Annotated in this window: 26 protein-coding genes; 19 read left to right on the top strand and 7 right to left on the bottom strand. The window is 74.1% G+C overall.

Annotated features, from left to right (window positions below):
- Positions 1-10: 10 nt before the first annotated feature.
- Positions 11-904 (top strand): DUF2163 domain-containing protein, encoded by an 894-nt coding sequence (locus AC0IWM_RS01595; RefSeq protein WP_471752762.1) that lies wholly within the window; start codon positions 11-13, stop codon positions 902-904.
- 7 nt (positions 905-911) lie between these two features.
- Positions 912-1,352 carry an NlpC/P60 family protein gene (locus AC0IWM_RS01590; RefSeq protein WP_471752761.1) on the top strand — a complete coding sequence of 147 codons (441 nt, stop codon included), beginning with the start codon at positions 912-914 and terminating at the stop codon, positions 1,350-1,352.
- Here the strand turns inward: AC0IWM_RS01590 and AC0IWM_RS01585 are convergent.
- Both AC0IWM_RS01585 and AC0IWM_RS01580 read right to left on the bottom strand, forming a co-directional pair.
- Positions 1,349-1,723: a helix-turn-helix domain-containing protein gene (locus tag AC0IWM_RS01585; protein ID WP_471752760.1), complete on the bottom strand. Its 375-nt coding sequence runs from the start codon at positions 1,721-1,723 to the stop codon at positions 1,349-1,351. The genes AC0IWM_RS01590 and AC0IWM_RS01585 overlap by 4 nt on opposite strands.
- Positions 1,720-2,025, bottom strand: a complete 306-nt coding sequence (locus AC0IWM_RS01580; RefSeq protein WP_471752759.1) for a type II toxin-antitoxin system RelE family toxin — start codon at positions 2,023-2,025, stop codon at positions 1,720-1,722. Before AC0IWM_RS01580 ends, AC0IWM_RS01585 begins: the two co-directional genes overlap by 4 nt.
- Positions 2,026-2,111: 86 nt before the next feature.
- Between AC0IWM_RS01580 and AC0IWM_RS01575 the strand changes: the two genes are divergently transcribed.
- Together AC0IWM_RS01575 and AC0IWM_RS01570 are read left to right on the top strand one after the other, a co-directional pair.
- On the top strand, positions 2,112-6,005 hold the full coding sequence (locus AC0IWM_RS01575) for a baseplate multidomain protein megatron (RefSeq protein WP_471752758.1): 3,894 nt from the start codon (positions 2,112-2,114) through the stop codon (positions 6,003-6,005).
- A 42-nt stretch (positions 6,006-6,047) separates the two neighbouring features.
- A complete protein-coding gene (locus tag AC0IWM_RS01570; protein ID WP_471752757.1) occupies positions 6,048-7,565 on the top strand; it encodes a DUF2793 domain-containing protein in 1,518 nt (505 codons plus the stop codon).
- 15 nt (positions 7,566-7,580) lie between these two features.
- On the opposite strand, the gene AC0IWM_RS01565 is transcribed toward AC0IWM_RS01570, so the two are convergent.
- On the bottom strand, positions 7,581-7,784 hold the full coding sequence (locus AC0IWM_RS01565; protein WP_471752756.1) for a hypothetical protein: 204 nt from the start codon (positions 7,782-7,784) through the stop codon (positions 7,581-7,583).
- A gap of 75 nt (positions 7,785-7,859) precedes the next feature.
- Between AC0IWM_RS01565 and AC0IWM_RS01560 the strand changes: the two genes are divergently transcribed.
- The 6 genes from AC0IWM_RS01560 to AC0IWM_RS01535 all read left to right on the top strand — a co-directional run bounded on the left by AC0IWM_RS01560 (position 7,860) and on the right by AC0IWM_RS01535 (position 10,922).
- Positions 7,860-8,495, top strand: a complete 636-nt coding sequence (locus AC0IWM_RS01560; protein ID WP_471752755.1) for a lysozyme — start codon at positions 7,860-7,862, stop codon at positions 8,493-8,495.
- Positions 8,496-8,546: 51 nt separating this feature from the next.
- Entirely contained in the window at positions 8,547-9,047 is a 501-nt protein-coding gene (locus AC0IWM_RS01555) for a hypothetical protein (RefSeq protein WP_471752754.1), read from the top strand.
- Between the two features lie 62 nt (positions 9,048-9,109).
- The gene (locus AC0IWM_RS01550) at positions 9,110-9,457 is read left to right on the top strand and encodes a hypothetical protein (protein ID WP_471752753.1); all 348 of its coding nucleotides are present in this window, start codon (positions 9,110-9,112) and stop codon (positions 9,455-9,457) included.
- Between the two features lie 10 nt (positions 9,458-9,467).
- Entirely contained in the window at positions 9,468-9,677 is a 210-nt protein-coding gene (locus tag AC0IWM_RS01545) for a hypothetical protein (protein WP_471752752.1), read from the top strand.
- A 99-nt stretch (positions 9,678-9,776) separates the two neighbouring features.
- Positions 9,777-10,142, top strand: coding sequence for a PepSY domain-containing protein (locus tag AC0IWM_RS01540; RefSeq protein ID WP_471752751.1), 366 nt, complete (start codon positions 9,777-9,779; stop codon positions 10,140-10,142).
- Between the two features lie 102 nt (positions 10,143-10,244).
- Positions 10,245-10,922, top strand: coding sequence for a response regulator transcription factor (locus AC0IWM_RS01535; RefSeq protein WP_055946034.1), 678 nt, complete (start codon positions 10,245-10,247; stop codon positions 10,920-10,922).
- Positions 10,923-10,936: 14 nt separating this feature from the next.
- Here the strand turns inward: AC0IWM_RS01535 and AC0IWM_RS01530 are convergent, their stop codons facing one another.
- Complete coding sequence (locus AC0IWM_RS01530; protein WP_471752750.1) at positions 10,937-11,335, bottom strand: type II toxin-antitoxin system VapC family toxin; 399 nt, start codon at positions 11,333-11,335, stop codon at positions 10,937-10,939.
- 1 nt (position 11,336) lies between these two features.
- Complete coding sequence (locus AC0IWM_RS01525) at positions 11,337-11,576, bottom strand: type II toxin-antitoxin system VapB family antitoxin (RefSeq protein ID WP_471752749.1); 240 nt, start codon at positions 11,574-11,576, stop codon at positions 11,337-11,339.
- A 115-nt stretch (positions 11,577-11,691) separates the two neighbouring features.
- Between AC0IWM_RS01525 and AC0IWM_RS01520 the strand changes: the two genes are divergently transcribed.
- The 8 genes from AC0IWM_RS01520 (at position 11,692) to AC0IWM_RS01485 (ending at position 20,841) form a co-directional block, all read left to right on the top strand.
- On the top strand, positions 11,692-13,110 hold the full coding sequence (locus AC0IWM_RS01520) for a sensor histidine kinase (RefSeq protein WP_471752748.1): 1,419 nt from the start codon (positions 11,692-11,694) through the stop codon (positions 13,108-13,110).
- A 204-nt stretch (positions 13,111-13,314) separates the two neighbouring features.
- Complete coding sequence (ccmI, locus tag AC0IWM_RS01515; RefSeq protein WP_471753090.1) at positions 13,315-14,853, top strand: c-type cytochrome biogenesis protein CcmI; 1,539 nt, start codon at positions 13,315-13,317, stop codon at positions 14,851-14,853.
- 181 nt (positions 14,854-15,034) lie between these two features.
- Positions 15,035-15,574, top strand: coding sequence for a cytochrome c maturation protein CcmE (gene ccmE, locus AC0IWM_RS01510; RefSeq protein ID WP_056472642.1), 540 nt, complete (start codon positions 15,035-15,037; stop codon positions 15,572-15,574).
- 58 nt (positions 15,575-15,632) lie between these two features.
- Positions 15,633-17,633, top strand: coding sequence for a heme lyase CcmF/NrfE family subunit (locus tag AC0IWM_RS01505; protein ID WP_471752747.1), 2,001 nt, complete (start codon positions 15,633-15,635; stop codon positions 17,631-17,633).
- Positions 17,630-18,103, top strand: a complete 474-nt coding sequence (locus AC0IWM_RS01500; RefSeq protein ID WP_471752746.1) for a cytochrome c-type biogenesis protein — start codon at positions 17,630-17,632, stop codon at positions 18,101-18,103. The genes AC0IWM_RS01505 and AC0IWM_RS01500 overlap by 4 nt, the downstream gene beginning before the upstream one ends.
- A gap of 207 nt (positions 18,104-18,310) precedes the next feature.
- On the top strand, positions 18,311-19,009 hold the full coding sequence (locus AC0IWM_RS01495; RefSeq protein ID WP_471752745.1) for a DUF1007 family protein: 699 nt from the start codon (positions 18,311-18,313) through the stop codon (positions 19,007-19,009).
- Complete coding sequence (locus AC0IWM_RS01490) at positions 19,000-20,007, top strand: nickel/cobalt transporter (protein WP_471752744.1); 1,008 nt, start codon at positions 19,000-19,002, stop codon at positions 20,005-20,007. Before AC0IWM_RS01495 ends, AC0IWM_RS01490 begins: the two co-directional genes overlap by 10 nt.
- A gap of 120 nt (positions 20,008-20,127) precedes the next feature.
- Positions 20,128-20,841, top strand: a complete 714-nt coding sequence (locus AC0IWM_RS01485; RefSeq protein WP_471752743.1) for a hypothetical protein — start codon at positions 20,128-20,130, stop codon at positions 20,839-20,841.
- A gap of 9 nt (positions 20,842-20,850) precedes the next feature.
- On the opposite strand, the gene AC0IWM_RS01480 is transcribed toward AC0IWM_RS01485, so the two are convergent.
- Together AC0IWM_RS01480 and irr are read right to left on the bottom strand one after the other, a co-directional pair.
- Complete coding sequence (locus AC0IWM_RS01480; RefSeq protein WP_471752742.1) at positions 20,851-21,435, bottom strand: histidine phosphatase family protein; 585 nt, start codon at positions 21,433-21,435, stop codon at positions 20,851-20,853.
- A 153-nt stretch (positions 21,436-21,588) separates the two neighbouring features.
- Positions 21,589-22,098: a Fur family transcriptional regulator Irr gene (irr, locus tag AC0IWM_RS01475; protein WP_056471580.1), complete on the bottom strand. Its 510-nt coding sequence runs from the start codon at positions 22,096-22,098 to the stop codon at positions 21,589-21,591.
- Between the two features lie 340 nt (positions 22,099-22,438).
- On the opposite strand from irr, the gene fabA reads away from it, so the two are divergent.
- Positions 22,439-23,020, top strand: a complete 582-nt coding sequence (fabA, locus tag AC0IWM_RS01470) for a 3-hydroxyacyl-[acyl-carrier-protein] dehydratase FabA (protein ID WP_471752741.1) — start codon at positions 22,439-22,441, stop codon at positions 23,018-23,020.
- Positions 23,021-23,133 lie beyond the last annotated feature (113 nt).

Raw genomic sequence — 23,133 nt, 5'->3', positions numbered from 1 at the left:
ATTCCAGACGATGCGCGACCTGCCCCCCGACCTCGCCGCGCATCTCGCCGGCGGGGCGACCACGCTCTGCCATTGCTGGGCCCTGACCCGGCGGGACGGCGCCCGCCTCGGCTTCACCGACCACGACCGCGACCTGACCTTCGGCGGGCTGACCTACGCCGCCCGCTCCGGGCTGGAGGCGGCCGAGGCCAGCGCCGAGCTCGGCTTCGCCATCGGCGGCGGCGAGGTCGCCGGGGCGCTCTCGGCGGCCGGGCTCACCGATGCCGACATCGCCGGCGGGCTCTACGACGCCGCCTCGGTGGAGACCTGGCTGGTGGATTGGAGCCGCCCCGAGACCCGCCTGCTCCTCGAGATCGGCACGGTGGGCGAGGTGCGCCGGGCCGGCACGGCCTTCGTGGCCGAGTTGCGCGGGCTGATGGACCAGCTCGACGCCGAGCGCGGCCGGACCTATCGCGCCACCTGCGGGGCCGACCTCGGCGATGCCCGCTGCCGCGTGGACCGCGCCGACCCGCGATTCGCCACCACCGGCACGGTGCTGGCGGTGCCGGAGCCCGGCCGCCTCGACGTCAGTCTCGCGGGGATGTTCGCGCCAGGGTGGTTCGCCGGGGGGCGCCTCGCCTGGACCGGCGAGGGCCAGGCCGGGCAGGAGGCCGAGATCCGCGACCAGGCCGGCGCGACGGGGACGATCCGCCTCGACCTCTGGCAGGCACCGCCCCGTCCGGTGGCGCCGGGCGACCGCTTCCGCCTCACGGCGGGCTGCGACAAGCGCCTCGCCACCTGCCGCGAGAAGTTCGCCAACGTGCCGAACTTCCAGGGCTTCCCGCACCTGCCGGGCAACGACTTCGTGCTGCGCCCCGTCCCCGGCTCCGGCCCGGGCCTCGATGGCGGCAGCCTGTTCCGGTGAGGCCCCCATGGAATCGGAAGCACTCGTCACCCTGGCGCGGGCCTGGATCGGCACGCCCTATCGTCACCAGGCCTCCCTGAAGGGCGTCGGCTGCGACTGCCTCGGGCTCCTGCGCGGGGTCTGGCGCGAGGCCCTCGGCCCGGAGCCCGAGGCGGCTCCGCCCTACGCCGCGTCCTGGGCCGAATCCGCCCCGCCCGGCAGCGATCCCCTGGCGGAGGCGGCCGGGCGCCACCTCGTGCCCGTCGATGGTCCGCCATCGGCCGGCGACGTCCTGCTGTTCCGCTTCCGCGCCCACCTGCCGGCCCGGCACTGCGCCATCGCCACCGGCGCCGGCACCATGATCCACGCCCATGACGGCGCCGCCGTCACGGAAGTCGCCCTGACGGGCTGGTGGCGGCGCCACCTCGCCCAGGTCTTCCGCTTCCCGGGCGTGGAGGGCGGAGCCTAGCCGACGAGATCGTCGATCGTGACGGACAGGACCTCGGCGATCCGGCGCAGCGTGTCCACGGTGCCCTCGCGCTTGCCTGTCTCGATCTGCGACAGGAAGGGCTGGGCGATCCCGGCGGCCTCCGCCAGGGCGCGGGCGGCGAGGCCGCGATGCTCGCGCCAGACCCGGATGCGATTCTCCCCGCCGAGGATGCGCTCCACCATCGCGGAGGGCAGCAACTCCTCCTCGCCGGCCGCGAGCCGGCGGCGAAACTCCTGGACCGCGAGGCGGTCGGCATTGTCCTCGGCCGCCTCGCTCAGGGCGCGGAAATCGGCCTCCGACAGGACGACGAGGCGCTCGCCGGCCGGGGTGACGATGGTCTGGGCGTTCATGGGCGGAGATCCGTTCCGGCAACTTCCATTTCGACAGGTTCGTCGGGGTCAGTCATAGGCGCTGCCCCGGGGGGCAACCCGGTCACGGCGAGGATCTCGCCCTGGTCCGTGTAGAGGACGCGCCAGTCGCCGACGCGCAGGCGGTAGATCCCGGGCTCGCCCTTGAGAGCCTTCACGTTGTTGGCCTGCGCGGCGGGATCGTCCGCCAGCAGGGCGATCTTGGATCGGATCATCGCCGAGACGTTGGCCGGCATCCGGCTCAGCGCCTTCAGGGCGGCCTTGCTGTAGGCGATCCGTTTCATGTCCAAACGATAGCATATCGCTATATTTCCGCAAGGGCGACCGCCGGCGCACCGCCCGAGCCCTCGTCCCGCTTCCGGAGTCCGCCATGGCCACGCTGATCCTGCAAACCGCCGGGGCGGCGGCCGGCACGGCGCTCGGCGGGCCGATCGGCGGGATCATCGGCAGCGCCCTCGGGGCGGCGGCGGGCTCGGGGATCGACGCGGCGCTGTTCGGCGGGCTCGCCGGCGGGCGCACGGCCGAGGGGCCGCGCCTCTCCGACGTGGCGGGCCTGAGTTCCACCGAGGGCGATCCCATCCCGCGCGTCTACGGCCGGGCGCGCATCGGCGGCACCCTGATCTGGGCGACGCGCCCACTGGAGGTGGCGAGCACCGCCGCGGCCAGCGCGGCCGGCGGCAAGGGCATCGGCGGCGGCAAGGTCAAGCGCACGACCTACGCCTACTTCGTCGACCTCGCCATCGGCCTGTGCGAGGGCCCAGTGGCGGGCATTCGGCGGGTCTGGGCGGACGGGCGCGAGCTCGACCTGACCACGGTCGCCCTCCGCCTGCACGCCGGCGACGCGGACCAGGCGCCCGACCCGCTCGTCGTCGCCAAGGAGGGGGCGGAGAACGCGCCCGCCTATCGCGGCCTCGCCTACGTGGTGTTCGAGCGCCTGGCGCTCGCCGAGTTCGGAAACCGTATCCCGCAATTCGCCTTCGAGGTGCTGCGCCCCGTCGCGGGGCTGGCCGGGATGATCCGGGCGCTCTGCCTCATCCCGGGCTCCACCGAATTCGGGCTCGACCCCCTGCGCGTCACCGAGGAGGCGGGCTACGGCACGACCCGGCCGGCCAACCGGTTCCAGCTGCAGGCGGGCACCGACGTCGCCGCCTCCCTCGACGCGCTCCAGGCCCTCTGCCCGCGGCTCGCCCGCGTCTCGGTGGTGGCGAGCTGGTTCGGGGACGACCTGCGCGCCGGGCGCTGCACTCTCGCCCCGCGGGTCGACAACGCCGCCAAGGCGACGAGCGGCGACGTCTGGTCGGTGGCGGGCCTGCGCCGCGACCAAGTGGCGGCCGTCTCGACGGCGCCCGGCGGCGGCCCGGCCTATGGCGGCACGCCCTCGGATGCCGGCCTGACCCGCCTCGTGGCCGACCTGCACCGGCGCGGCCTCGCGGTGGTGCTCTACCCCTTCGTGATGATGGACGTGCCGGCCGGCAACGCCCTGCCGGACCCGCGCGACCCGGCCGCCGCCGGCCAGCCGGCCTATCCCTGGCGCGGGCGCATCACCTGCGATCCCGCCCCCGGACAGCCGGGGAGCCCGGACGGGACCGCGGCGGCCGCGACCCAGGTCGCGGCCTTCCTCGCGCAGTATCGCCCGTTCGTGCTGCATTACGCGGCGCTCGCGGCCGCCTGGGCCGCCGCGGGGGTCCCGCTCTCCGGCTTCATCCTCGGCAGCGAGTTCGTCGGCCTCACCCGGGTCAGGGCCGAGGCAGGGCGCTACCCCGCCGTGGAGGGCTTCCGCAGCCTGGCGACGGCGCTCCGCCTGAGCCTCGGCCCAAGCGTCAAGCTCGTCTACGCCGCCGACTGGACCGAGTACGGCGCCGACGTGCGCGACGGCGGCGCCACGCTCCGCTTCCCCCTCGACGCCCTGTTCGCCGACCCCGCCATCGACGCGGTGGGCATCGACTACTACCCGCCCCTGACCGACTGGCGCGACGGGGCCGCCCATGCCGACCTGGCGCTGGCCGAGTCGATCTACGACCCGGCCTATCTCAAGGGCCGGATCGGGGCCGGCGAGGCCTTCGACTGGTTCTACGCCGACGCGGCCGACCGGGCGGCGCAGGTCCGCACGCCGATCACCGACGGGCGCTACGGCAAGCCCTGGACCTTCCGGGCCAAGGACCTCGTGGGCTGGTGGGCGAACCCGCACGTGGAGCGGGACGGCGGAATCGAGACCCGGGCGACGGCGTGGGTGCCGCGCGGCAAGCCGCTCTGGCTCACCGAGGTCGGGGTGCCGGCGGTGGACAAGGGCACCAACGGCCCCAACGTCTTCCCCGACCCGAAATCCGCCGAGAACGCGCGCCCGCCCGGCTCGCGCGGCACCCGCGACGACCTGATCCAGGCCCGCGGCCTCGCGGCGATCCTGGGGCGGTTCGACCCCGGCCTGCCCGGCTTCGAGCCCGCCCACAACCCGGTCTCGCCCCTCTATGGCGGGCCGATGGTGCCGGCGGACGCGGTCTTCGTCTGGTGCTGGGACGCCCGGCCCTTCCCGGCCTTTCCCGACTTCGACACCGTCTGGGCCGATGCGGGCAACTGGTCCGTGGGCCACTGGATCACCGGGCGGATCGAGGGGCTGGAGCTCGACCGGCTCGTCGCCGCGATCCTGGCCGACCTCGGGATCACCGTGCCGGCCGCCATCACCGCCGACGCGACCCTCGACGGCTACGTCATCGACCGGCCGATGTCGGCCCGGGCCGCCCTGGAGCCCTTGGCGCAGCTCTACGGGCTCGACGTCTCCGCTCAGGCCGGCGCGCTGATCCTGCGCGGGCCGCGCCGGGAGGTGCCGCTCCCCATCGCGGCGGACGACCTCGTGGTCCTGGACGACGCGGAGGCGCCCCTCGCCCGGGTCCGGGCCGAGGAGGCGGAGCTGCCGCGCTCCCTCGAGATCGGCTTCACCGACGGCGAGACCGCCGAGTACCGCCGGGCGAGCGCCGCCGCGACCCGGCCGACCGGCCGGCGCCGGCGCGAGACCCGGATGGAGGCCGCCGTGGTGACCCGGCGCGCCGCCGCCGAGGCCCTGGCGGAGGCCGCCCTCGACGCCGCCCTCGCGGCCCGCGACACCGCGCGCTTCACCCTGAGCCCGCGCCGGATCGACCTCGGGCCGGGCGACCTCCTCGCCCTGCCGGGGGAGCGCCTGCCGCACCGGATCCTGCGCATCGCCGACAGCCCGCGCGGACGCGGGATCGAGACGCGGGGCGTTCCCCTCCACGGCCGGGCGCCGCGGCCCGGCGAGCCCGAAGGATCGCGCCCCCGCCGGACGGTGCCGGCCCTGGCCGGGCCGCCCTTCGCGGTCGCCCTCGACCTGCCGGCCGACCGCGGCACCCCGACCGCCCTGCAGGTGCTGGCGGTGACGGCCGAGCCCTGGCCCGGGCCGATGGCGATCTGGCGCGCGGAGGGCGAGGGGGCGCCGCTGGCCCCGCTGGGCTTCGTCGATCTTCCCGCCTGCCTCGGCGAGACCCTGGGCGCCCTTTCGCCCGGCCCGCTCTGGCGCTTCGACCGGGGCGCGGCCCTGGTGGTCCGCCTGCGTCGGGCCGGCGACCTCGGCTCCATCGGCGAGGCGGCGGCGCTCGCCGGCGGCAACCTGTTCGCGATCCGCAGCGCGGCGGACGGGGCGATCGAGCTGATCGCGGCCGCCGGGGTCACGCTGGTGGGTCCGGGCACCTACCGGCTGACGGGGCTCCTGCGCGGCCTCGCCGGCAGCGAGGCGCAGGCCGGGCGGACGGCGCCGGCCGGCAGCCTGATCGTGCGCCTCGACGGGGCGGTGGTGCCCCTGGTCGAGCGCCTCGACGAGGCCGGCCGCCCCTTCCGCTACCGCATCGGCCCGGCGGAGCGCGATCCGGCCGATCCGACCTATGTCGAGCTCCGCGCCACGTCCGGCCTCGCCGCCCTCACCCCCTTGAGCCCCGTCCACCTCCGGGCGCGGCGGGAGACGGGGGGCGTGCGCCTCGCCTGGACGCGCCGGGTCCGGCGCGACGGCGATTCCTGGGATGCCGTCGAGATCCCGCCGGAGGAGCCCGAGGCCTACCGGGTCGCGGTGTTCTCCGCCGGCGGCCTGCGCCTCCGGACCCTGACCGCGACCACGCCGGACCTCCTCTACGCCGCCGCGGACGAGGCGGCGGATTTCGGCACGCCCCAGCGCCGCCTCGACGTCGCGGTGGCGCAGGTCGGCGCCGCGGCCGGCCCCGGCCCGGAGACCCGGGCGCAGGTGCCGGTGGAGCCCGCCTGAACCGTCGATCCCGCCCATTCCCAGACAGCCCGGAGCCAGCCGATGCCCGAGACCACCCCCAACCTCGCGCTGCCGCTGCTCGCGGCGGGCCAGGCGCAGAAGCACGTCACCCACAACGAGGCGCTGACCGGCCTCGACGCGCTGGTTCAGCTCGCCTGCCGCGACAAGGATCTCGGCGCGCCGCCCGCCGACCCCGCGGAGGGGGACCGCTACCTGGTGCTGAGCCCGTCCCCGACCGGGGCCTGGGCCGGACTGTCCGGCCAGATCGCCCAATTCCAGGACGGGCGCTGGCGCGGCCTCGTGCCGAAACCCGGCTGGCTCGCCTGGATCCTCGACGAGGACGAGCTCTACGCCTGCACGGCGGCGGGATGGGTCGGGCTCCGCGCCACCCTCAGGCAGCTCCAGAACCTGACGCGCCTCGGCATCGGCACCACGGCGGACGCCGCCAACCCGTTCGCCGCCAAGCTGAACACCGCCCTCTGGACCGCGCTGACCACCGCCGAGGGCGGGACCGGCGACCTGCGCTGCACCCTCAACAAGCAGGCGGCCGGCAACGTCCTCTCCCTGCTGTTCCAGAGCGCCTTCACCGGACGGGCCGAGATCGGGCTCTCGGGCAACGACGACCTCACGATCATGGTGGCGCCCGATGCCGGCGGCTTCCGGGAAGCCCTGCGCATCGACCGGGCGAGCGGGCGGGTCGACCTCAAGGGGCCGATGCCGGCGAACCTCCTCGGGGCGCCCGCCCTGCGCCTGACTCAGGACCTCGCCACGGACGGCAGCCTGCTGGCCGGCGGCCTCACGATGCAGGCCTCCGGCGCGGGCCTGTCCTGGACCCTCGCCGGGCTCGCCGGCACGGCGGGCACGGCCGGGGCGACGGCCGGCTTTCCGGGCGGCCTCGCGATCTTCGTCAAGCCGGCGGACGGGACCCGCCCCGGGACCCTGCGCGAGGTGGCGCGCTTCGGACCGGACGGCAATCTCGGCCTCGGCTCCAGTGCCCCCCTGGCGACCCGGCTCGGGGTCGCGGGCATCATCGCCCACACCGCCGACAACACCTGGAGCCTCGGCACGCCGACGCTGCGCGCATCGGTGATCTATGCCGGCACGGGCGCGATCAGCACCTCCGACGCCCGCGAGAAGACGCCGGTCGCGCCGCTCTCCGAGGCCGAGATCGCCGCCGCCCGCGCCCTGGCCGGGGAGATCGGCACCTTCCGGTTCCGCGAGGCCCTGGCGCGGAAGGGGGACGGGGCCCGCCGCCATGTCGGGCTCACCGTCCAGCGGGCGGTGGCGGTCCTCGCGGACGAGGGCCTCGATCCCTTCGCCTACGGCTTCGTCTGCCGGGATTCCTGGCCCGCGGTCGCCCCGCGGGAGGCCGTCGCCGCCAGGGACGCCGAGATCGACGCGGACGGCACCGAGATCGTGCCGGCCGTGCCGGCGCAGGACGAGGCTCCGGGCCGCGAGGCCGGCGAGCGCTACGGCTTCCGCACGGACCAGCTGCTGCTGTTCCTCGCCCGCGGCTTCGAGGCGCGGCTCGCCGCCCTGGAGGCCGCCGCCGGTCCCTGATCCGCGCGGTCCCGGTCAGCGCAGGTACCCCGCCGCCCGCAGGTCGGCCTCGACCGCCTCGCACAGGGCCGCCAGCGGATTGTCGTTCTGGGCGGCGGGCAGTTCGAGCGGGCGCATCGGCGGGAAGGCCGTGTCGGGCGGCTGCAGCGGTGCCTCCCGGGCGAAGTCGTCCGCCTCGGATTCGCGTCGCAAGGCAGCCGAGATGAGCTTTCGCAGCATGTCCGCCTCCCGAGGCCACGGCCGGGTCAAGTGTCGCGCAAGTCTAACCTCCAATCAATCAACCGGAGACAGGGCATGAATCTCAGTGCCATCGGCGAAGCCGTGCTCGTCGCGCGCGAGGGACGGCGCCTCGGCGCCTACCGCGACAGCGTCGGGATCTGGACCATCGGCGTCGGCCACACCTCGGCCGCCGGCCCGCCCCTGGTGACGCCGGGCCTGCGCCTGACCGAGGCGGCCTGCGACGCCCTCTTCCGGCGCGACGTCGCACGCTACGTCCGGGCCGTGGCCGAGGCGGTGCCCGGCGATCTGCCCGACCATGCCTTCGACGCCCTGGTCTCCCTCTGCTTCAACATCGGCCCGGCGGCCTTCGCGCGCTCCACCGTCGTCCGGCGCCTGAGGGCCGGCGACCGGACCGGTGCCGCCGCCGCGATCCTGATGTGGAACCGCCCCGCCGCGCTGATCCCGCGGCGGGGCGCCGAGCACGACCAGTTCGTGACGCCCTACGACCGGGCCCTGCCCCGGGCGCGCCGGGGGGACACGAGTCCGGTTTCCGTCCCCGGTCCCGCGCAGCCGCCCCTGCCCGCGCCGCGCCGGACGGTGCCGCGCGTATCGGCGCCGCTGCCGACCCGCGCGCCCGGTCCAGCCGCGCCGCGCCCCGGCGTCCTGGAACGCCTTTGGTCGGTCGTCCGCCGCCTGTCCGGCGGCCGCTGAGCGCCCCGCCGCACGGCCGAAGCTTCTGTGTCCCCGCCGATGGAGTTTGTGATGACCCGATTCGTCCCCTGCAGTGCCGCCCTTCTCGCCCTGGCCGCGCCGGCCGCGGCGGCGACCGCCGATGTCAGCCTCGCGTGGGGCGACGCCCTCGCATCCACCCTCCAGGCGGCCGGGAGCGTGCTGGTGCCCCTGGCCGTCACGGCCCTGACGGCGGCGCTGGCGCGGATCGCCGGACCCCTGCGCGTCCTCATCACCGCCAGCCTGGTGGAGCGCCTCGTGCGCAACGTGGCCGACTACGCGGTCAACGCGGTCGCCGGCGCGGCGCGCGGCCGGACCCTGACGGTGCCGGTGGGGTCGCTGGTGATCGCGGGCGCGGTCCAGCGCGGCCTCGACGCGGCACCGGGATGGCTCATCCGCGCCGCCGGCGGGATCGACGGCCTCGGCGAGAAGGTGTTCCGCAGCCTGTCCCTGGCGGAGGAGGCGACGGTCACCAACACCCTGACGCCGGCGCTGCGCGCGGCCTGGGCCGAGCGGGCGCGCCATCGCCCCTGACGACCCGCCCTTGCCAGGGTTCGGAACGTCCAGGTGGAAGGTTGCCTTGGGAGGAGGTCGCCTTGGAAAAGATCGCCCAGGAAGCCGCGCACCTGCTGGTGTCGCAGGAGGGCGCGGGCTGGATCGTCGCCGTCCTCCTCGGGCTCGCCTGCGTCCACCTGCACCGGGAATCGATGCGCGCCCAGGAGGCGCGCCTCGGAGACGCGAGCGCCACCGCGACGGCCCTGGAATGGGCCTCGCAGACCAACGCGGCGGTGGCCGCCGCCCTGGAGAGCCGCACCCGCGTGCTGGAGGACCTGTCGCGGGTGGCGGCCGGGATCGCGCGCAGCGTCGAGTTCAACGACGAGCGGGCGCGGGAGAAGCTGGACGACATCCTGCGCCGCCTGGCCGAGGCCCGGCCGCACCCCTGAGGAGACCGCCATGGACCGGATCACCCTCCTGCTGCACCGGCGCCGGGACCGCCGCCGGGTGGCGGCCCAGCGCCTGCGCAGCGCCCGCCTGCGTTTCGAGCACTCGTCGGCCGCCCTGCGGCGGGCCGCACTCGACCATATCGACGGCCACGCCCCGATCGGTGCGATGCTGCGGGCGACCCTCGCGCGCCTCGCCGCCGAGGGCGCCGGACCGGCCTGAACGGCCCCGGCCCGGCCGCCGACGGGAACCGAATGGCCGAGGTTCGGCTTGGCTCGGCATTCAGGGCACATTCAGTGCCTCCCCCCTAAACGTCGGCCCATGCGCATCCTCCTCGCCCTGCTGTTGATCGGACTGACCGTCGCGGGTTTCGCGACGGGCTCGATCGACACCTACGCGGAGGAGACGACGGCGGGCACGGTCGCCACGCCGCTGGCCGCGATCCCGCGCAGCGAGACCTGCCTGAGCCCGGCGGACCTGCGCGAGGCCGTGGCCGACAAGCGGGTGATCGCCCCGGTGGCGGCCATCCGCGCCGCCCGCCAGGTGATCCCCCGGGCCGAGATCCAGCGGGCGCGCCTGTGCCGGAACGACGAGACCCTCGTCTACCTGCTCACCGCCCTGCGCCGGGACGGCCAGTTCGTCCACGTCGTCGTCGATGCCACCACCGGGCAGGTCAGCGGACCGTGAAGCGCTTTCGGACGGAAGCCGTTTCGCGCCGGCACGGAGACGTCTAACGTGCGCGGCGCGCCGACCCGCGGGTCCAGGCCATCATCGTAGGAGTTCGGGACCGTGCGGTTGCTCGTCGTGGAGGATGACCGGGACATCAACCGGCAGGTGGTCAACGCCCTTGAGGAGGCCGGCTACGTCGCCGACAAGGCCTTCGACGGCGAGGAGGGCGGCTATCTCGGCGAGAACGAGCCCTACGACGCGATCATCCTCGACATGGGCCTGCCCAAGACCGACGGCGTGAGCGTGCTGCAGAAGTGGCGCCGGGCCGGCATCAAGACCCCGGTCATCATCCTCACCGCCCGGGACCGCTGGTCCGACAAGGTCGACGGCTTCGATGCGGGGGCCGACGACTACGTCACCAAGCCCTTCCACATGGAGGAGCTGATGGCCCGCGTGCGCGCCCTGCTGCGGCGCGCGGCCGGCCACGCCACCAGCCAGATCGCCTGCGGCCCGGTGGTGCTCGACACCCGCTCCGGCCGGGTCTTCGTGGACGGCAACCCGGTCAAGCTCACGAGCCACGAGTACCGCCTGCTCTCCTACCTGATGCACCATACCGGCCGGGTGGTCTCGCGCGCCGAGCTGACCGAGCACCTCTACGACCAGGATTTCGACCGCGATTCCAACACCATCGAGGTCTTCGTCGGCCGCCTGCGCAAGAAGCTCGCCGTCGACCTGATCCAGACCGTGCGGGGGCTCGGCTACCTCGTCGACCCGAACCAGCCCGCGCCGCGGGTGTGAGGCGGCGGTCTACCTCAGGGGCCGGCCAGATCGGTGTGCGAGAAGTCGTCGCCCTTGAACAGCAGGGTGATCCGATGGGTCTTCGCCACCGCGTAGGCGAAGCAATCCCCCAGGTTGAGCTGCGCCGGATGCCCCTGTCCCTTGCCGTAGCGCGCGAAAGCATCGAGCGCGGCAGCCGCCTCTTCGGGTCCGATGGTCAGAACCTCGATGCCGATCGCCTCCAGGGCCATCGCCACATCCTGTCGAGCCGCCTTGATGCCGCCGGCGTGCGTCCGCGCGATGGCCAGCACGGTCTCGTAGACGGCGATGGCCGAGGTGACCGGAGACGCGGCCTCCTGCAGCCTGTTGGACAAAGGCTGCCATCCCGCCTCACGCAGCAGGATCGCCACGAAGGCGGACGCATCGACGAACACGCTAGAGATCGCCGCTCAATTCGTCATAGAAGGCCTTGTCGGCCTCGAGGCCGGTCGCGGGCCGCGCTGCGATGCGGGCCTGGATCGGGCGCAGGCGGTCCCGAAGGTCGAGACGCGCGTCGTCGCGTTGCAGTTCGTTGCTGACCGCGAGCTTCACCGCCTCCGTCAGCGGGATGCCCCTGCGTTCCGCCAAGCGGCGAACGAGCCGATCCGTTTCGGGATCACGGATGTGAAGCGCCATGGATGGGTTCCCCGGCCCGCCATGTACATAACCCGCAGAGGCCGTCTACACCAGCGGATGTGCGCAGGACGGCGATTCCGACATCCGGTGGATTGCGCATGACGACGGGCCTCACATGATCCCCTCCCCCTCCTGGCTCCCGATGCGCCGCCGCTCGATCGCGGTGCGCCTCGCCACCTCGGCCCTGCTGGCGAGCTCGGCGATCCTCCTGATCGCCGCCTGGATCCTCACGACCCTGTACCGCGAGAACACCGAGCGGGCCTTCGACAGCCGCCTGCTGGTCTACGCCAACAACCTCGCCACCGACCTCGTCTCGCCCAACGATCCCGAGAGCCGCTCCTTCACCCTGAGCGACCCGCGCTTCGACCTGCCGCTCTCGGGCTGGTACTGGCAGATCGGCCGGCCCGACGCGAAGCCGCGCGACCTGCGCACCTCGCGCTCCCTCGTCGGCGTGCCCCTGAAGGCGGCCGGCACGCCCGACACCAAGGCGGGCATCGGCCAGATCCGCCAGGGCTACGGCCGGGCGCAGGACGAGCGCCGGCTGCGCGTCATCGAGCGCGACGTCGATCTCGGCGAGGAGGGCCGCTACACCGTGCGGGTCGCCGGCCCCGCCGACGAGATCGAGAACGACGTCGACCGCTTCCGCTTCTCGCTGATGGTCACCTTCGGCCTGCTCGGCCTGTCGCTCGCCCTCACGACCCTCTTGCAGATCCGCTTCGGCCTGGCGCCGCTCGCCAAGCTGCGGAACGCGCTGGGCGCCATCCGGCGCGGCGAATCGGACCGCATCACCGGCGAGTACCCGCGCGACATCGCTCCCCTGGCGGGCGAGGTGAACCTGCTCATCGAGACCAACCGGGAGATCCTGGAGCGGGCGCGCACCCAGGTCGGCAACCTCGCCCACGCCCTGAAGACGCCCCTCTCGATCATCGTCAACGAGGTCGGCGCCGCCGACGCGCCCGAGGAGCTCGCCGCCAAGATCCGCGAGCAGGCCGCCGTGATGCGCGACCAGGTGAACTACCACCTCGACCGCGCCCGGGCGGCGGCGCTGGCCGGCACCCTCGGCACCTCCACGGAGGTCGAGCCGGCCCTGGCCGGCCTCGTGCGCACCTTCGGCAAGATCTACCGCGACAAGGACATCGCCTACGAGGTCCACGTGCCGGCCGGCCTGCGGTTCCGGGGCGAGCGCCAGGACTTCGAGGAGATGATCGGCAATCTCGTCGACAACGCCTCGAAATGGGCCCACGGCCGGGTGGCGATCCGGGCCGAGGCGGTGGGCAAGAACGATTATCCCCACCTTCTCGTGGCCATCGAGGATGACGGCCCGGGCCTCGCCCCGGAGGACCGGGCGGAGGTGCTCGGGCGCGGCCGCCGCCTCGACGAGACCAAGCCGGGCTCGGGACTCGGCCTCTCGATCGTGGCCGATCTCGCAGCCCTCTATCGCGGGCGCTTCCGCCTGGAGGAGGCGACGCTGGGGGGCCTGCGGGCGGTGATCGAGGTGCCGGGGGACGCGCCGGCCGGCGTCGCCCCGCACTGAAGTCGCGCCCCGTGGCGGCCGGAGACCCGCCCCGGCGGCGCCCGGCAGGCGGGCTCCCGGGGATCCGGTTTCCCCGCCGGCCGTCATGCTCTAGGGTCGCGCCCTCCCCCGGAAGTGCTGCGCGTGACACCGTGTCGCCCAAGGCCTGCATCGTGCCGGCGGGGACCCGCGTCTACATGCAAGCGGGGCAGCGTCTGGGGCATGATGACGGCACTTTGGTTCATATTGGCGGTCATGACCGGCGCGGCGGTGTTCGCCCTGCTCTGGCCGATGTCGCGCCGGGCCAATCCCGCCGCCGCGCCGGAGGCCGGCGGCCTCGCCACCGAGACCGGCTTCTACGAGGACCAGCTGCGCGAGATCGAGCGCGACGAGGCCCGCGGCCTGATCGCGGCGCCGGAGGCGGAGGCCGCGCGCACCGAGGCGGCCCGTCGCCTGCTGCGCGCCAACCGCGCCGGCGTCCCCGCCGCCCAGGACATCGCCGAGCCGGCCCTGCGCCAGCGCCGGGCGGCCTCGGCCTTCGCGCTCTCGACCATTCCCCTCGTCGCCCTCATCGCCTACGGCCTCTACGGCTCGCCGCACATGCCGGCGCAGGGCCAGGCCGAGCGGGCGGCGGCCCAGAGCGGCGATCAGGATCTGCTGAAGGCGATCGGGCAGATCGAGGCGCGGCTCGCCGCCGACCCCACCGACGGGCGCGGCTGGTCGGTGCTCGCCCCCGTCTACATGCGGATGGGCCGCTTCGACGATGCCGCCCACGCCTACGAGGCGGCCACCCGCCTCCTGGGCGAGACGCCGCAGCGCCTGTCCGACTGGGGCGAGGCCCTGGTGGCGGCGGCCAACGGCGCGGTCACGCCCCAGGCCAAGGGCATCTTCCAGCGTGCGGTCGACCTCGACGGGCAGGTCGCCAAGCCGCAATTCTATCTCGCGCGGGCGGCCGAGCTCGAAGGCGACGTTCCCCAGGCGATCCGGCGCCTGCAGGCCATGGCCGACGCCGCCCCCGCCGATGCGCCCTGGCTCCCCCTCGTCCGCGAGAACCTCGCGCGCCTGACGGGCGAGACCGCGCCCGGACTGTCGAAGGCGCCCGAGGCCGGCGCCGCGGCCGCCCTCCAGGCGCTGCCGCCGGCGAGCCGCGACGGGGCCATCCGGGCCATGGTCGACAGCCTCGACAAGCGTCTCGCCGATCGCGGCGGCAGCCTGGAGGATTGGCTGCGCCTCGTGCGCTCCTACGGCGTGCTGCAGGAGCGCGACAAGGCGAAGGACGCCCTCGAGCGGGCGCGCAAGGCCCTGGGCGACGATCCCGAAGCCAAGACCCGCCTCGACGCGATCGCGGCTGAGGCGGGCCTGGCGGCGGCGCCCGCCACCCCGGCCCTCGCTCCGGCCGCGCCCGCCGCGTCGGTCCCGCCGGCGGCCGGAGCGGCCTCGGACGACGCGGCCCGGGCGGGCACCGAGGCGGCCGTCGCCGCCGTGAAGGCGATGCCGGCGGCCGAGCGCGACGCCGCGATCCGCGGCATGGTCGCGGGACTCGACCGACGGCTGGCGGCCAAGGGCGGCAGCGTCGACGACTGGCTGCGCCTCATCCGCTCCTACAGCGTGCTCGGCGAGCGCGACCGCGCGCTCCAGGCCCTGGACCGGGCCCGCATGGCCCTGAGCCCCGACGCGGCAGCCATCGAGCGGCTCGGCGAATTGTCGCGCGAGCTGAGCCTCCAGGCCGGCGCGAAGCCGGGCGCAGCAGCGGCGAAGCCCTGATCCGCGACGCGAAGCCGCCACCCCTGACAATCGGTCCCGGCCCCGGGCCTTGACCCGGGTGGCGCCCCGGCCGACACCGGAGGACACGACATTCCCTGCCGGGGATCTCGCCTTGCCGGAGATCTCGGCGCGGGATGCGCGCCGCCCCACCGTCCGTGCCACCAACCGGGACCCTGCCCACGTGACCCGCAAGAGCCGCCGCCTGATCCTGATCGCCGCCTGCGGCGCCGTGCTGGCGCTGGCGCTCGGCCTGATCCTGTCGGCCATGAGCGGGTCGATCGTGTTCTTCCGCTCGCCCACCGAGGTCGCCGCGCAGACCGTGGCGCCCGGCACGCGCTTCCGCCTCGGCGGTCTCGTGAAGGACGGCTCGCTCCAGCGCGGCCCGGACCAGACCGTCGACTTCGCGGTGACCGACACCAACGCCACCATCGCGGTCCAGTATCGCGGCCTGCTGCCCGACCTGTTCCGCGAGGGCCAGGGCGTGGTCGCCGAGGGCACCCTGCTGCCGGGCGGCATCTTCCGCGCCGACACCGTCCTGGCCAAGCACGACGAATCCTACATGCCGCGCGAGGTCGCCGACGCCCTCAAGGCGCAGGGTCGCTGGCAGGAGGGCAAGGGCATGGTCGACAAGCCCGCCGCGGCCGCTTCCGAGACCAAGACGGCCCCGGAGACCAGGACGGCCGCCGAGGACAAGACCCTCGGCCAGCGCAGCGAGCGATGATGCCACGCATCCGTCGGCCGGTTCCCCACCGGCACAGCCCCCGGAAGGACACCCCGCCTTGCTGATCGAGGTCGGCCATTTCGCGCTCGCCCTGGCGCTCGCCCTGTCCCTGGTCCAGGCGGTGATGCCGGTCTGGGCCGCCCGCTCGGGCGATCAGGCCCTGCGGGCCGTGGCGACGCCGGCGGCGCTGGGCGCCTTCGCCTGCATCCTGTTCTCGTTCGGCGCGCTGACCTACGCCCACGTCACGTCGGATTTCTCGGTCCTCAACGTGATCGAGAACTCCCACACCGCCAAGCCCTTCCTCTACAAGATCTCCGGCGTCTGGGGGAACCACGAGGGCTCGATGCTGCTCTGGGTCCTCATCCTGGCCCTGTTCGGGGCGTTGGTGGCGGTGGCGCGCGAATCCGTGCCGCCGACCCTGCGGGCGAACACCCTGGCGGTGCAAGGGCTGATCACCTTCGTGTTCGTGCTGTTCATCATCACGACCTCGAATCCGTTCACCCGGGTCAGCCCGGCGCCGACGGAGGGCAACGACCTCAATCCGCTGCTGCAGGATTTCGGCCTCGCGGTTCACCCGCCGCTCCTCTACGTCGGCTATGTCGGCTTCTCGATCACCTTCGCCTTCGCCATCGCGGCGTTGATCGACGGGCGGATCGACGCGGTCTGGGCCCGGGCCGTGCGCCCCTGGACCCTGATCGCCTGGAGCTTCCTGACCCTCGGCATCGCGATGGGCTCGTACTGGGCCTATTACGAGCTGGGCTGGGGCGGCTGGTGGTTCTGGGACCCGGTCGAGAACGCCTCGCTGATGCCCTGGCTCGCCGGCACCGCCCTCCTCCACTCCACCGTGGTGATGGAGAAGCGCGACGCCCTGAAGGTCTGGACGGTGCTGCTGGCCATCCTCACCTTCTCGCTGTCGCTGCTCGGCACCTTCATCGTCCGCTCGGGCGTGCTGACCTCGGTCCACACCTTCGCCACCGACCCGACCCGCGGCGTGTTCATCCTGGCGATCCTGATCCTGTTCATCGGCGGCTCGTTCACCCTGTTCGCCTGGCGGGCGCCGATGCTGCGCCAGGGCGGCATCTTCGCGCCGATCTCGCGCGAGGGCGCGCTGGTGATGAACAACCTGTTCCTGGCCGCCGGCTGCGCCACGGTCTTCGTGGGCACGCTCTACCCGCTGCTGCTGGAGATGCTGACCGCCGAGAAGATCTCGGTCGGGCCGCCCTTCTTCAACTACACCTTCGTGCCGCTGGCGATCCCGCTGCTCCTGATCGTGCCCTTCGGCCAGACCCTGGCCTGGAAGCGCGGCGACGTGCACGCGGCGACGCAGCGCCTGTTCGCGGCCCTGGCCGCCGCGCTGGTGGTGGGCCTCGCCGTGATGGCCATGACCTGGGGCGGCCCGATGATGGCGCCCGTCGGCATCGGCCTCGGAGCCTACCTCATCATCGGCTCGGTGATGGAGATCGTGTCCCGCGCCCGCGGCTACGGCGGCAGCCGTGCCCGGGGCGCCGCGATCTGGCGCCGCGCGGCCGGCCTGCCGCGCTCGGCCTGGGGCACCGCGATGGCCCATGCGGGCGTCGGCGTCGTCGTGCTCGGCATCGCGGCCCAGGGCTGGGCGACGGAAGGGCTGAAGACCCTCAAGCCCGGCGAATCCCTCGCCTCCGGACCCTACGCGGCCACCCTCGACCGGGTCGGCCCGCGCAGCGGCGAGAACTACGCCGAGACCACCGCCTTCCTGACCATCCGCAATGCCGGCGGCGACTTCGTCGGCACGGTGGAGACCGGCAAGCGGTTCTATCCGAGCCGCAAGATGACGGTGACGGAATCCGGCCTGCTGACCATCGGCGCGAGCCAGGTTTATGCCAGCCTCGGCGAGGTCCTGCCGGAGGGCGCCATCGGCCTGCGGCTCTACTACAAGCCCCTCGTGCTGCTGATCTGGCTCGGCGCCGTGGTGATGGCGCTCGGCGGCGCGATCTCCCTGACCGACCGGCGCATGCGCGTCGGCGCCCCGGCCCGGGCGCGGGCCAAGTCCGTCCCGCCCGGCATGGCCCCCGCCGAATGAGCCGGGCCGCGCTCACGCGCCTCGTCCTGGCTCTCGGGCTGGCGCTGGTCTCCGCCGGCGGCGCCCGGGCGGTCCAGCCGAACGAGGTGCTGAAGGACCCGGCCCTGGAGGCGCGGGCGCGGGACATCTCGTCGGGCCTGCGCTGCCTCGTCTGCCAGAACCAATCGATCGACGATTCCGACGCGCCCCTCGCCCGGGACCTGCGCCTCATCGTGCGCGAGCGGCTCACCGCCGGGGACGACGACCAGCAGGTCCAGGCCTACGTGGTCGGGCGCTACGGCGAGTACGTGCTCCTGCGCCCCGTCTTCGCCCTGCACACCCTGCTCCTGTGGCTGACGCCGGTGGCGGTGGTCGGCCTGGGCCTGTTCGGGCTCTGGCGCCTGTCCCGCCGCCGCTCCGTCGACACCGCCGCCGCGGGCCTCAGCGCCGAGGAGCGCGCCGAGATCGCCGCCCTGACCCGGCGCGACTGAGCCGGCCGCCGGAGGCCGCGCCTGCGCTCGGCATCGATCCCGCCCGCCCTCGCGACCCGCGGATCGGAACGCGACCGGGGCGACATCGGCCGGGCGCCGACGCCTCGTTTTCGCCCCAGTGAGGCAGGAGACCGTTTCGAGGCGACGGACCACGCGGCCGGCGCGGCTTTACGAAGTCTTTACCCTGACTCGCGAGCGTCCCGTGCCATGCCGACCGCCTCGCTCTCCCGCCTCGCCGCCCTTGCCGGAGCCGCCCTTGTCGGAGCGGCCCTCGCCGCGCCTCCGGCGCAGGCGCATCCCCACGTCTGGGTGACGACCAAGGCCGAGATCGCCTACGGCGAAGGCGGCCGCGTCACCGGTGTCCGCCATGCCTGGACCTTCGACGCCTCGTATTCCGCCTTCGTCACGCAGGGGCTCGACGTGAACAAGGACGGCAAGCTGACGCCGGACGAGCTCTCGGGCCTCGCCACCGAGAACACCGCCAACCTCGCCGAGTTCGGCTACTTCACGAAGATGAAGGTCGGCGGCAAGGAGCAGGCCTTCGCCGACCCCGTCGAGCCCCGCATGGCGATGGAGGGCGACAAGCTCACCCTGAGCTTCCTCCTGCCGCTGAAGACGCCGGTCGTCCAGGGCCGGGGCGTGACGGCCCTCGAGGTCTACGACCCGACCTTCTTCGTCGCCTTCAGCCTCGCCGAGGGCGCGGAGACCGCCCGCCTCGCGGGGGCTCCGGCGGGCTGTGCCGCCACCCTCACCCGTCCCAAGACCGAGACCCCGGACGCCAGGACCGCGGACGCCAAGCCCGCGGACGCCAAGCCCGGCATGTCGGAGGCGTTCTTCGAGGCGCTGACCTCGGCCTCGAACTACGGCGTCCAGTTCGCCAACCGGATCATCGTCGCGTGTCCGTAGGCAGCGCCCTCGACGCCGTCCGGCCGGACGGGCGGTCGCGCCTCGCCCGGCAGGTCCTCCTCGCCCTGGCGGCCGTCGCCCTCGCGAGCCTGATCGTCGCCGGGCTCGCCTGGCTGGTGAGCCCGGGCGCCGCCGCGCCGCCGCCGCGCTCGCCGTTCGGCATCGGGTTCCGCGAGGCCGCCCCAGCCGCCACCGGCCTCGGGGGCTGGATCCTCGCCCTGCAGGCGAGCTTTTCCCGCAGCCTCCAGGGCGCGGTGCAATCCCTGAAGGCGGGGGGCGCCTGGGGGCCGATGATGCTCCTCGGTTTCGCCTACGGGGTGTTCCACGCCGCCGGGCCGGGCCACGGCAAGGCGGTGATTGCGGGCTACATCGTCGCCGGCGAGCGCGCCCTGACCCGCGGCTTCAGCCTCAGCTTCGCCGCCGCCCTGCTCCAGGCGCTGGTGGCCATCGCCCTCGTGGGCATCGGAACCCTGGTGCTCGGCGCCACCGCCGCGGGCATGACCCGCGCCGGCACGGTGATCGAGACCGTGAGCTTCGCCCTCGTGGCGCTCCTCGGCCTCGCCGTGACCTGGCGCAAGGCCGGGCGGCTGGCGGGCGGCGGCGATTCCGCCTGCACCCCCGGCTGCGGCCATGTCCACCTGACCGATGCGGCGGCCATCGCCCGCCTCGATTCCTGGCGCGAGCGGGCCGGCGTGGTGCTCGCGGCCGGCACGCGCCCCTGCGCCGGGGCGGTGCTGATCCTCGTCTTCTCCGCCTCGCAGGGCCTGCTGGCCGCCGGCATCGCCGCGACCCTCGCCATGGCCCTCGGCACCGCCCTGACCACCGGGACGCTGGCCAGCCTCGCGGTCTTCGCCAAGGCCTTCGCCCTACGCCTCGCGGGCGGGCGCGGACGGGCCGGGGCGCTCACCATCGGCGGCCTCGAACTCCTCGCCGGCGCCTTCGTGCTGGTGCTCGGCCTCGCCATGCTGGCGGGGCTCGCGGCCGATCTCGGCGGCTGACGGGCAGCGACGGATCTCCGGCAGGCTGCCGTTCCGCGGATCCGCCCGCCGAAGGCCCTCCCTCGCCAAGGTCGTGCGGGCGTGGCACTCTCGGCGTCCGGGGGACGTGGGAGCGCGGGCATGACGGCGGGCTTCGAGCATATCCTGAACTGGCGGCTCCTGGCCGGCTCGCACGATTTTCCCGGCCCGGACGGCGGCACCTGCATCAACGAGGCGGCCATCGTGGCCGCCGGCCTGCCCTACCGAGCGATCCGCGCCTCGGCCGATTGCCCGCCCTGCTTCTCGCCGCCGCTCGCCGCCTACGCCCTCGGCCTGAACGACGCGATGCCCGACGCCGAGCGCCCGCGCCTGATGACCTTCGTGCTGCGCCTGTCCGGCTCCGCCGACGCGCCGGCCGTGGAGGCCGAGCGCATCGCCTTCCTGGCTCTCGCGAGCGTGCGGCGCCTCCTGCCACCCCTCCTCGACCGGGCCGGCATGCCCGCCCTCGCCGCCGCCTGCGATGGGGCCGCCGATGCGGAGGACGCCTTGGCGGCGGCACGGGCGGCGGCCTGGCGGGGCGGGGCGCGGGCGCAGGCGGCCTCCCAGCGCGGGGGCTGGGCGCAGGGCGCCCGTGCCTCCGCGGTCGCCCGGGCCGCCACCGCCGCCGTGAAGGCCTTCGCGGATGCGCGCTGCGCGGCCGAGGTCGCGGAGGGCGTCGCGCCCTTCGTGCCGGAGGCCTGGGCCGGCGCCGTGGCGATCCTCGACGAGGCCCTGGGGATCGGGCGCCGGGCGGTTCCCCTCGAGATCGCGCTGGTGAAGCGACGCCTGGACGCCGCGCGGGCCGGGTCGGCCTAGATCGCTCGGTCAGACCGGAACGGGCGTCGCCATCGGGTCGAAGGTCACGGTCTGGCAGTTGTCGAGCCAGACGCCCGTCAGGTGATAGAAGAAGGTGCCGTGGCCGACCACCGCGATGCTGCTTTCGGGCCGGGCCGCGAGCCAGTCGCGAAAGCCGAGGACGCGGGCATCGAACAGGCGGCGCGGCTCGATATGGACGCCGCGGGCATCGGGCGCGCCCTCGGCGTGCCACCAGATCTCCGGCAGGTGGTCGACGGCGACGTCCGGAAACTCGGCCGCCAGCACCGAGGCGGCCCGGCCGACGTCGCAGCTGCTCTCCTGGCACTCCCGATGCAGGACCTCGACGAGGATGCGCGGACGGCTCGGATGGTCGCCGAAGATGCCCTTGGTGGTCTGGATCGCCCGGGTCAGGGGCGAGGTCACCACGAGGTCGAAGGGGATGTCGTGGAGGGCGGCCCGCGCCGCCCGGACCTGCCCCCGTCCCCGCTCGGTCAAGCGGGCATCGACGTGGCCGGGATCCTGCCCGGTCAGGCGGTGGGCGGCGTTGAAGGTCGATTCGCCATGGCGGACGCAGACGATGCGGGAGGGGGCCATACGGGTCCGGTTTCGATGGGATGGGATGTGGCGTGCAGGCGATAACCCCGTGGGCCGGGCCATCGTTGCGCCGCGCGGCAGGGCACCGCGCCTAAAGAAAAAGGCCCGGTTGCCCGGGCCTCGATGACATTGCGTGCGATGAGCGGCGGGCGGTCAGGCCTTGCGGGCGACCGGGCCGCGGCGGCGCAGGCGGACGATCACCTCGACGCCGGCGATCTCCATGCCCTCGGGCGCGTCGGGCAGGGAATCCACGGTGATCCCGCAATCGGGCATGTCCATCACCTGGCCCTCGTCCTCGAGGAAGAAGTGGTGATGCTCGCTCGGGTTGGTGTCGAAGTAGGCCTTCGAACCGTCGAGGGCGAGCTGGCGCAGCAGTCCGGCCTCGGTGAACTGGTGCAGGGTGTTGTAGACCGTGGCCAGCGACACCGGAACCTTGGCGCGCATCGCCTCGTCGTAGAGCATTTCCGCCGTGAGGTGGCGATCGCCGCGGCCGAACAGCAGCCAGCCCAGGGACAGGCGCTGGCGGGTCGGACGCAAGCCGGCCCGGCGCAGACGGTCGCGCAGGTCCGACAGCGGGCAACCGCGACGGCCGGCGGTCGCGTCGCCGCCGGGAACGGTGGCCCGGGCGTTCAGCATGGCCTGCAGGGGCAGAAGGTTGGACATCGGGCGTACAAACATCCCACGCGGAAACTGGAAACTCAGCTTCCATCTATACGGAACCCGTCGCCGCATCGCAACCCGAGCCGCAAGCGGGGCTGCCGAGCCGCGCGGGGCCGTCTCCCATCCGGGCTGCGGCCTCGTCCGGCCGGGCGCCGGCCGCGGATTGGGACGCCCCGGGCGGGCACGCAGCTTTGAGGCGCACAGGCCCTGTGTTAACGAAGCGCCGATTTCACGCCGCGTCGTCGGCCGGATCGGCCCGTGCCGGTCCAGCGCGGGGATGGCGGCGCGAGGCCGAGGGGCCTTCTCCGCCCCGGACCCATCCTTGAGGACCGATCCGCTCATCATGTCTTCCGCTTCCGATCCGAACGCTCCGTCGGGCACCGCCCCGGCGACCGCCGTGCCCCAGCGGGCCTCGCACTATTCCTACGAGGAACTGCTCGCCTGTGGCCGTGGCGAGCTGTTCGGCGCCGGGAACGCGCAGCTGCCGCTGCCGCCGATGCTGATGTTCGACCGCATCGTCTCGATCGGATCCGAGGGCGGCGCCCACGGCAAGGGCCACGTGCTCGCCGAGTTCGACATCCGCCCGGACCTCTGGTTCTTCGGCTGCCACTTCAAGAACGATCCGGTGATGCCCGGCTGCCTCGGCCTCGACGCCCTCTGGCAGCTCGTCGGCTTCCACCTCGGCTGGCTCGGGGCTCCCGGCCGCGGCCGGGCGCTGGGCGTCGGCGAGGTCAAGTTCTCCGACCAGGTCCTGCCCACGGTGACCAAGGTCGTCTACGGCATCGACATCAAGCGCGTGCGCCTCGGCAAGCTGGTGCTCGGCATCGCCGACGGCTGGCTGGAGGCCGACGGCACCCGGATCTACGAGGCCAAGGACCTGCGCGTCGCGCTGTTCCAGGCGCAGGCCGACGCCGCCGGCGGCTGAGGCCGGCCCGGTCGAGTCGGCCGGCGCAGTTGAGATCGGGACGTCCGCGTCCTACCTGAAACCACGCGCAGGTGCCGTCTCAAGAACAAGCACCGCGAAGAGCAAGCCCCGGC

The sequence above is a fragment of the Methylobacterium sp. AC433 genome (assembly GCF_979253015.1).
The sequence above is the reverse complement of the archived record's forward strand: the minus strand, read 5'-3'. Positions and strand labels throughout refer to the sequence as shown.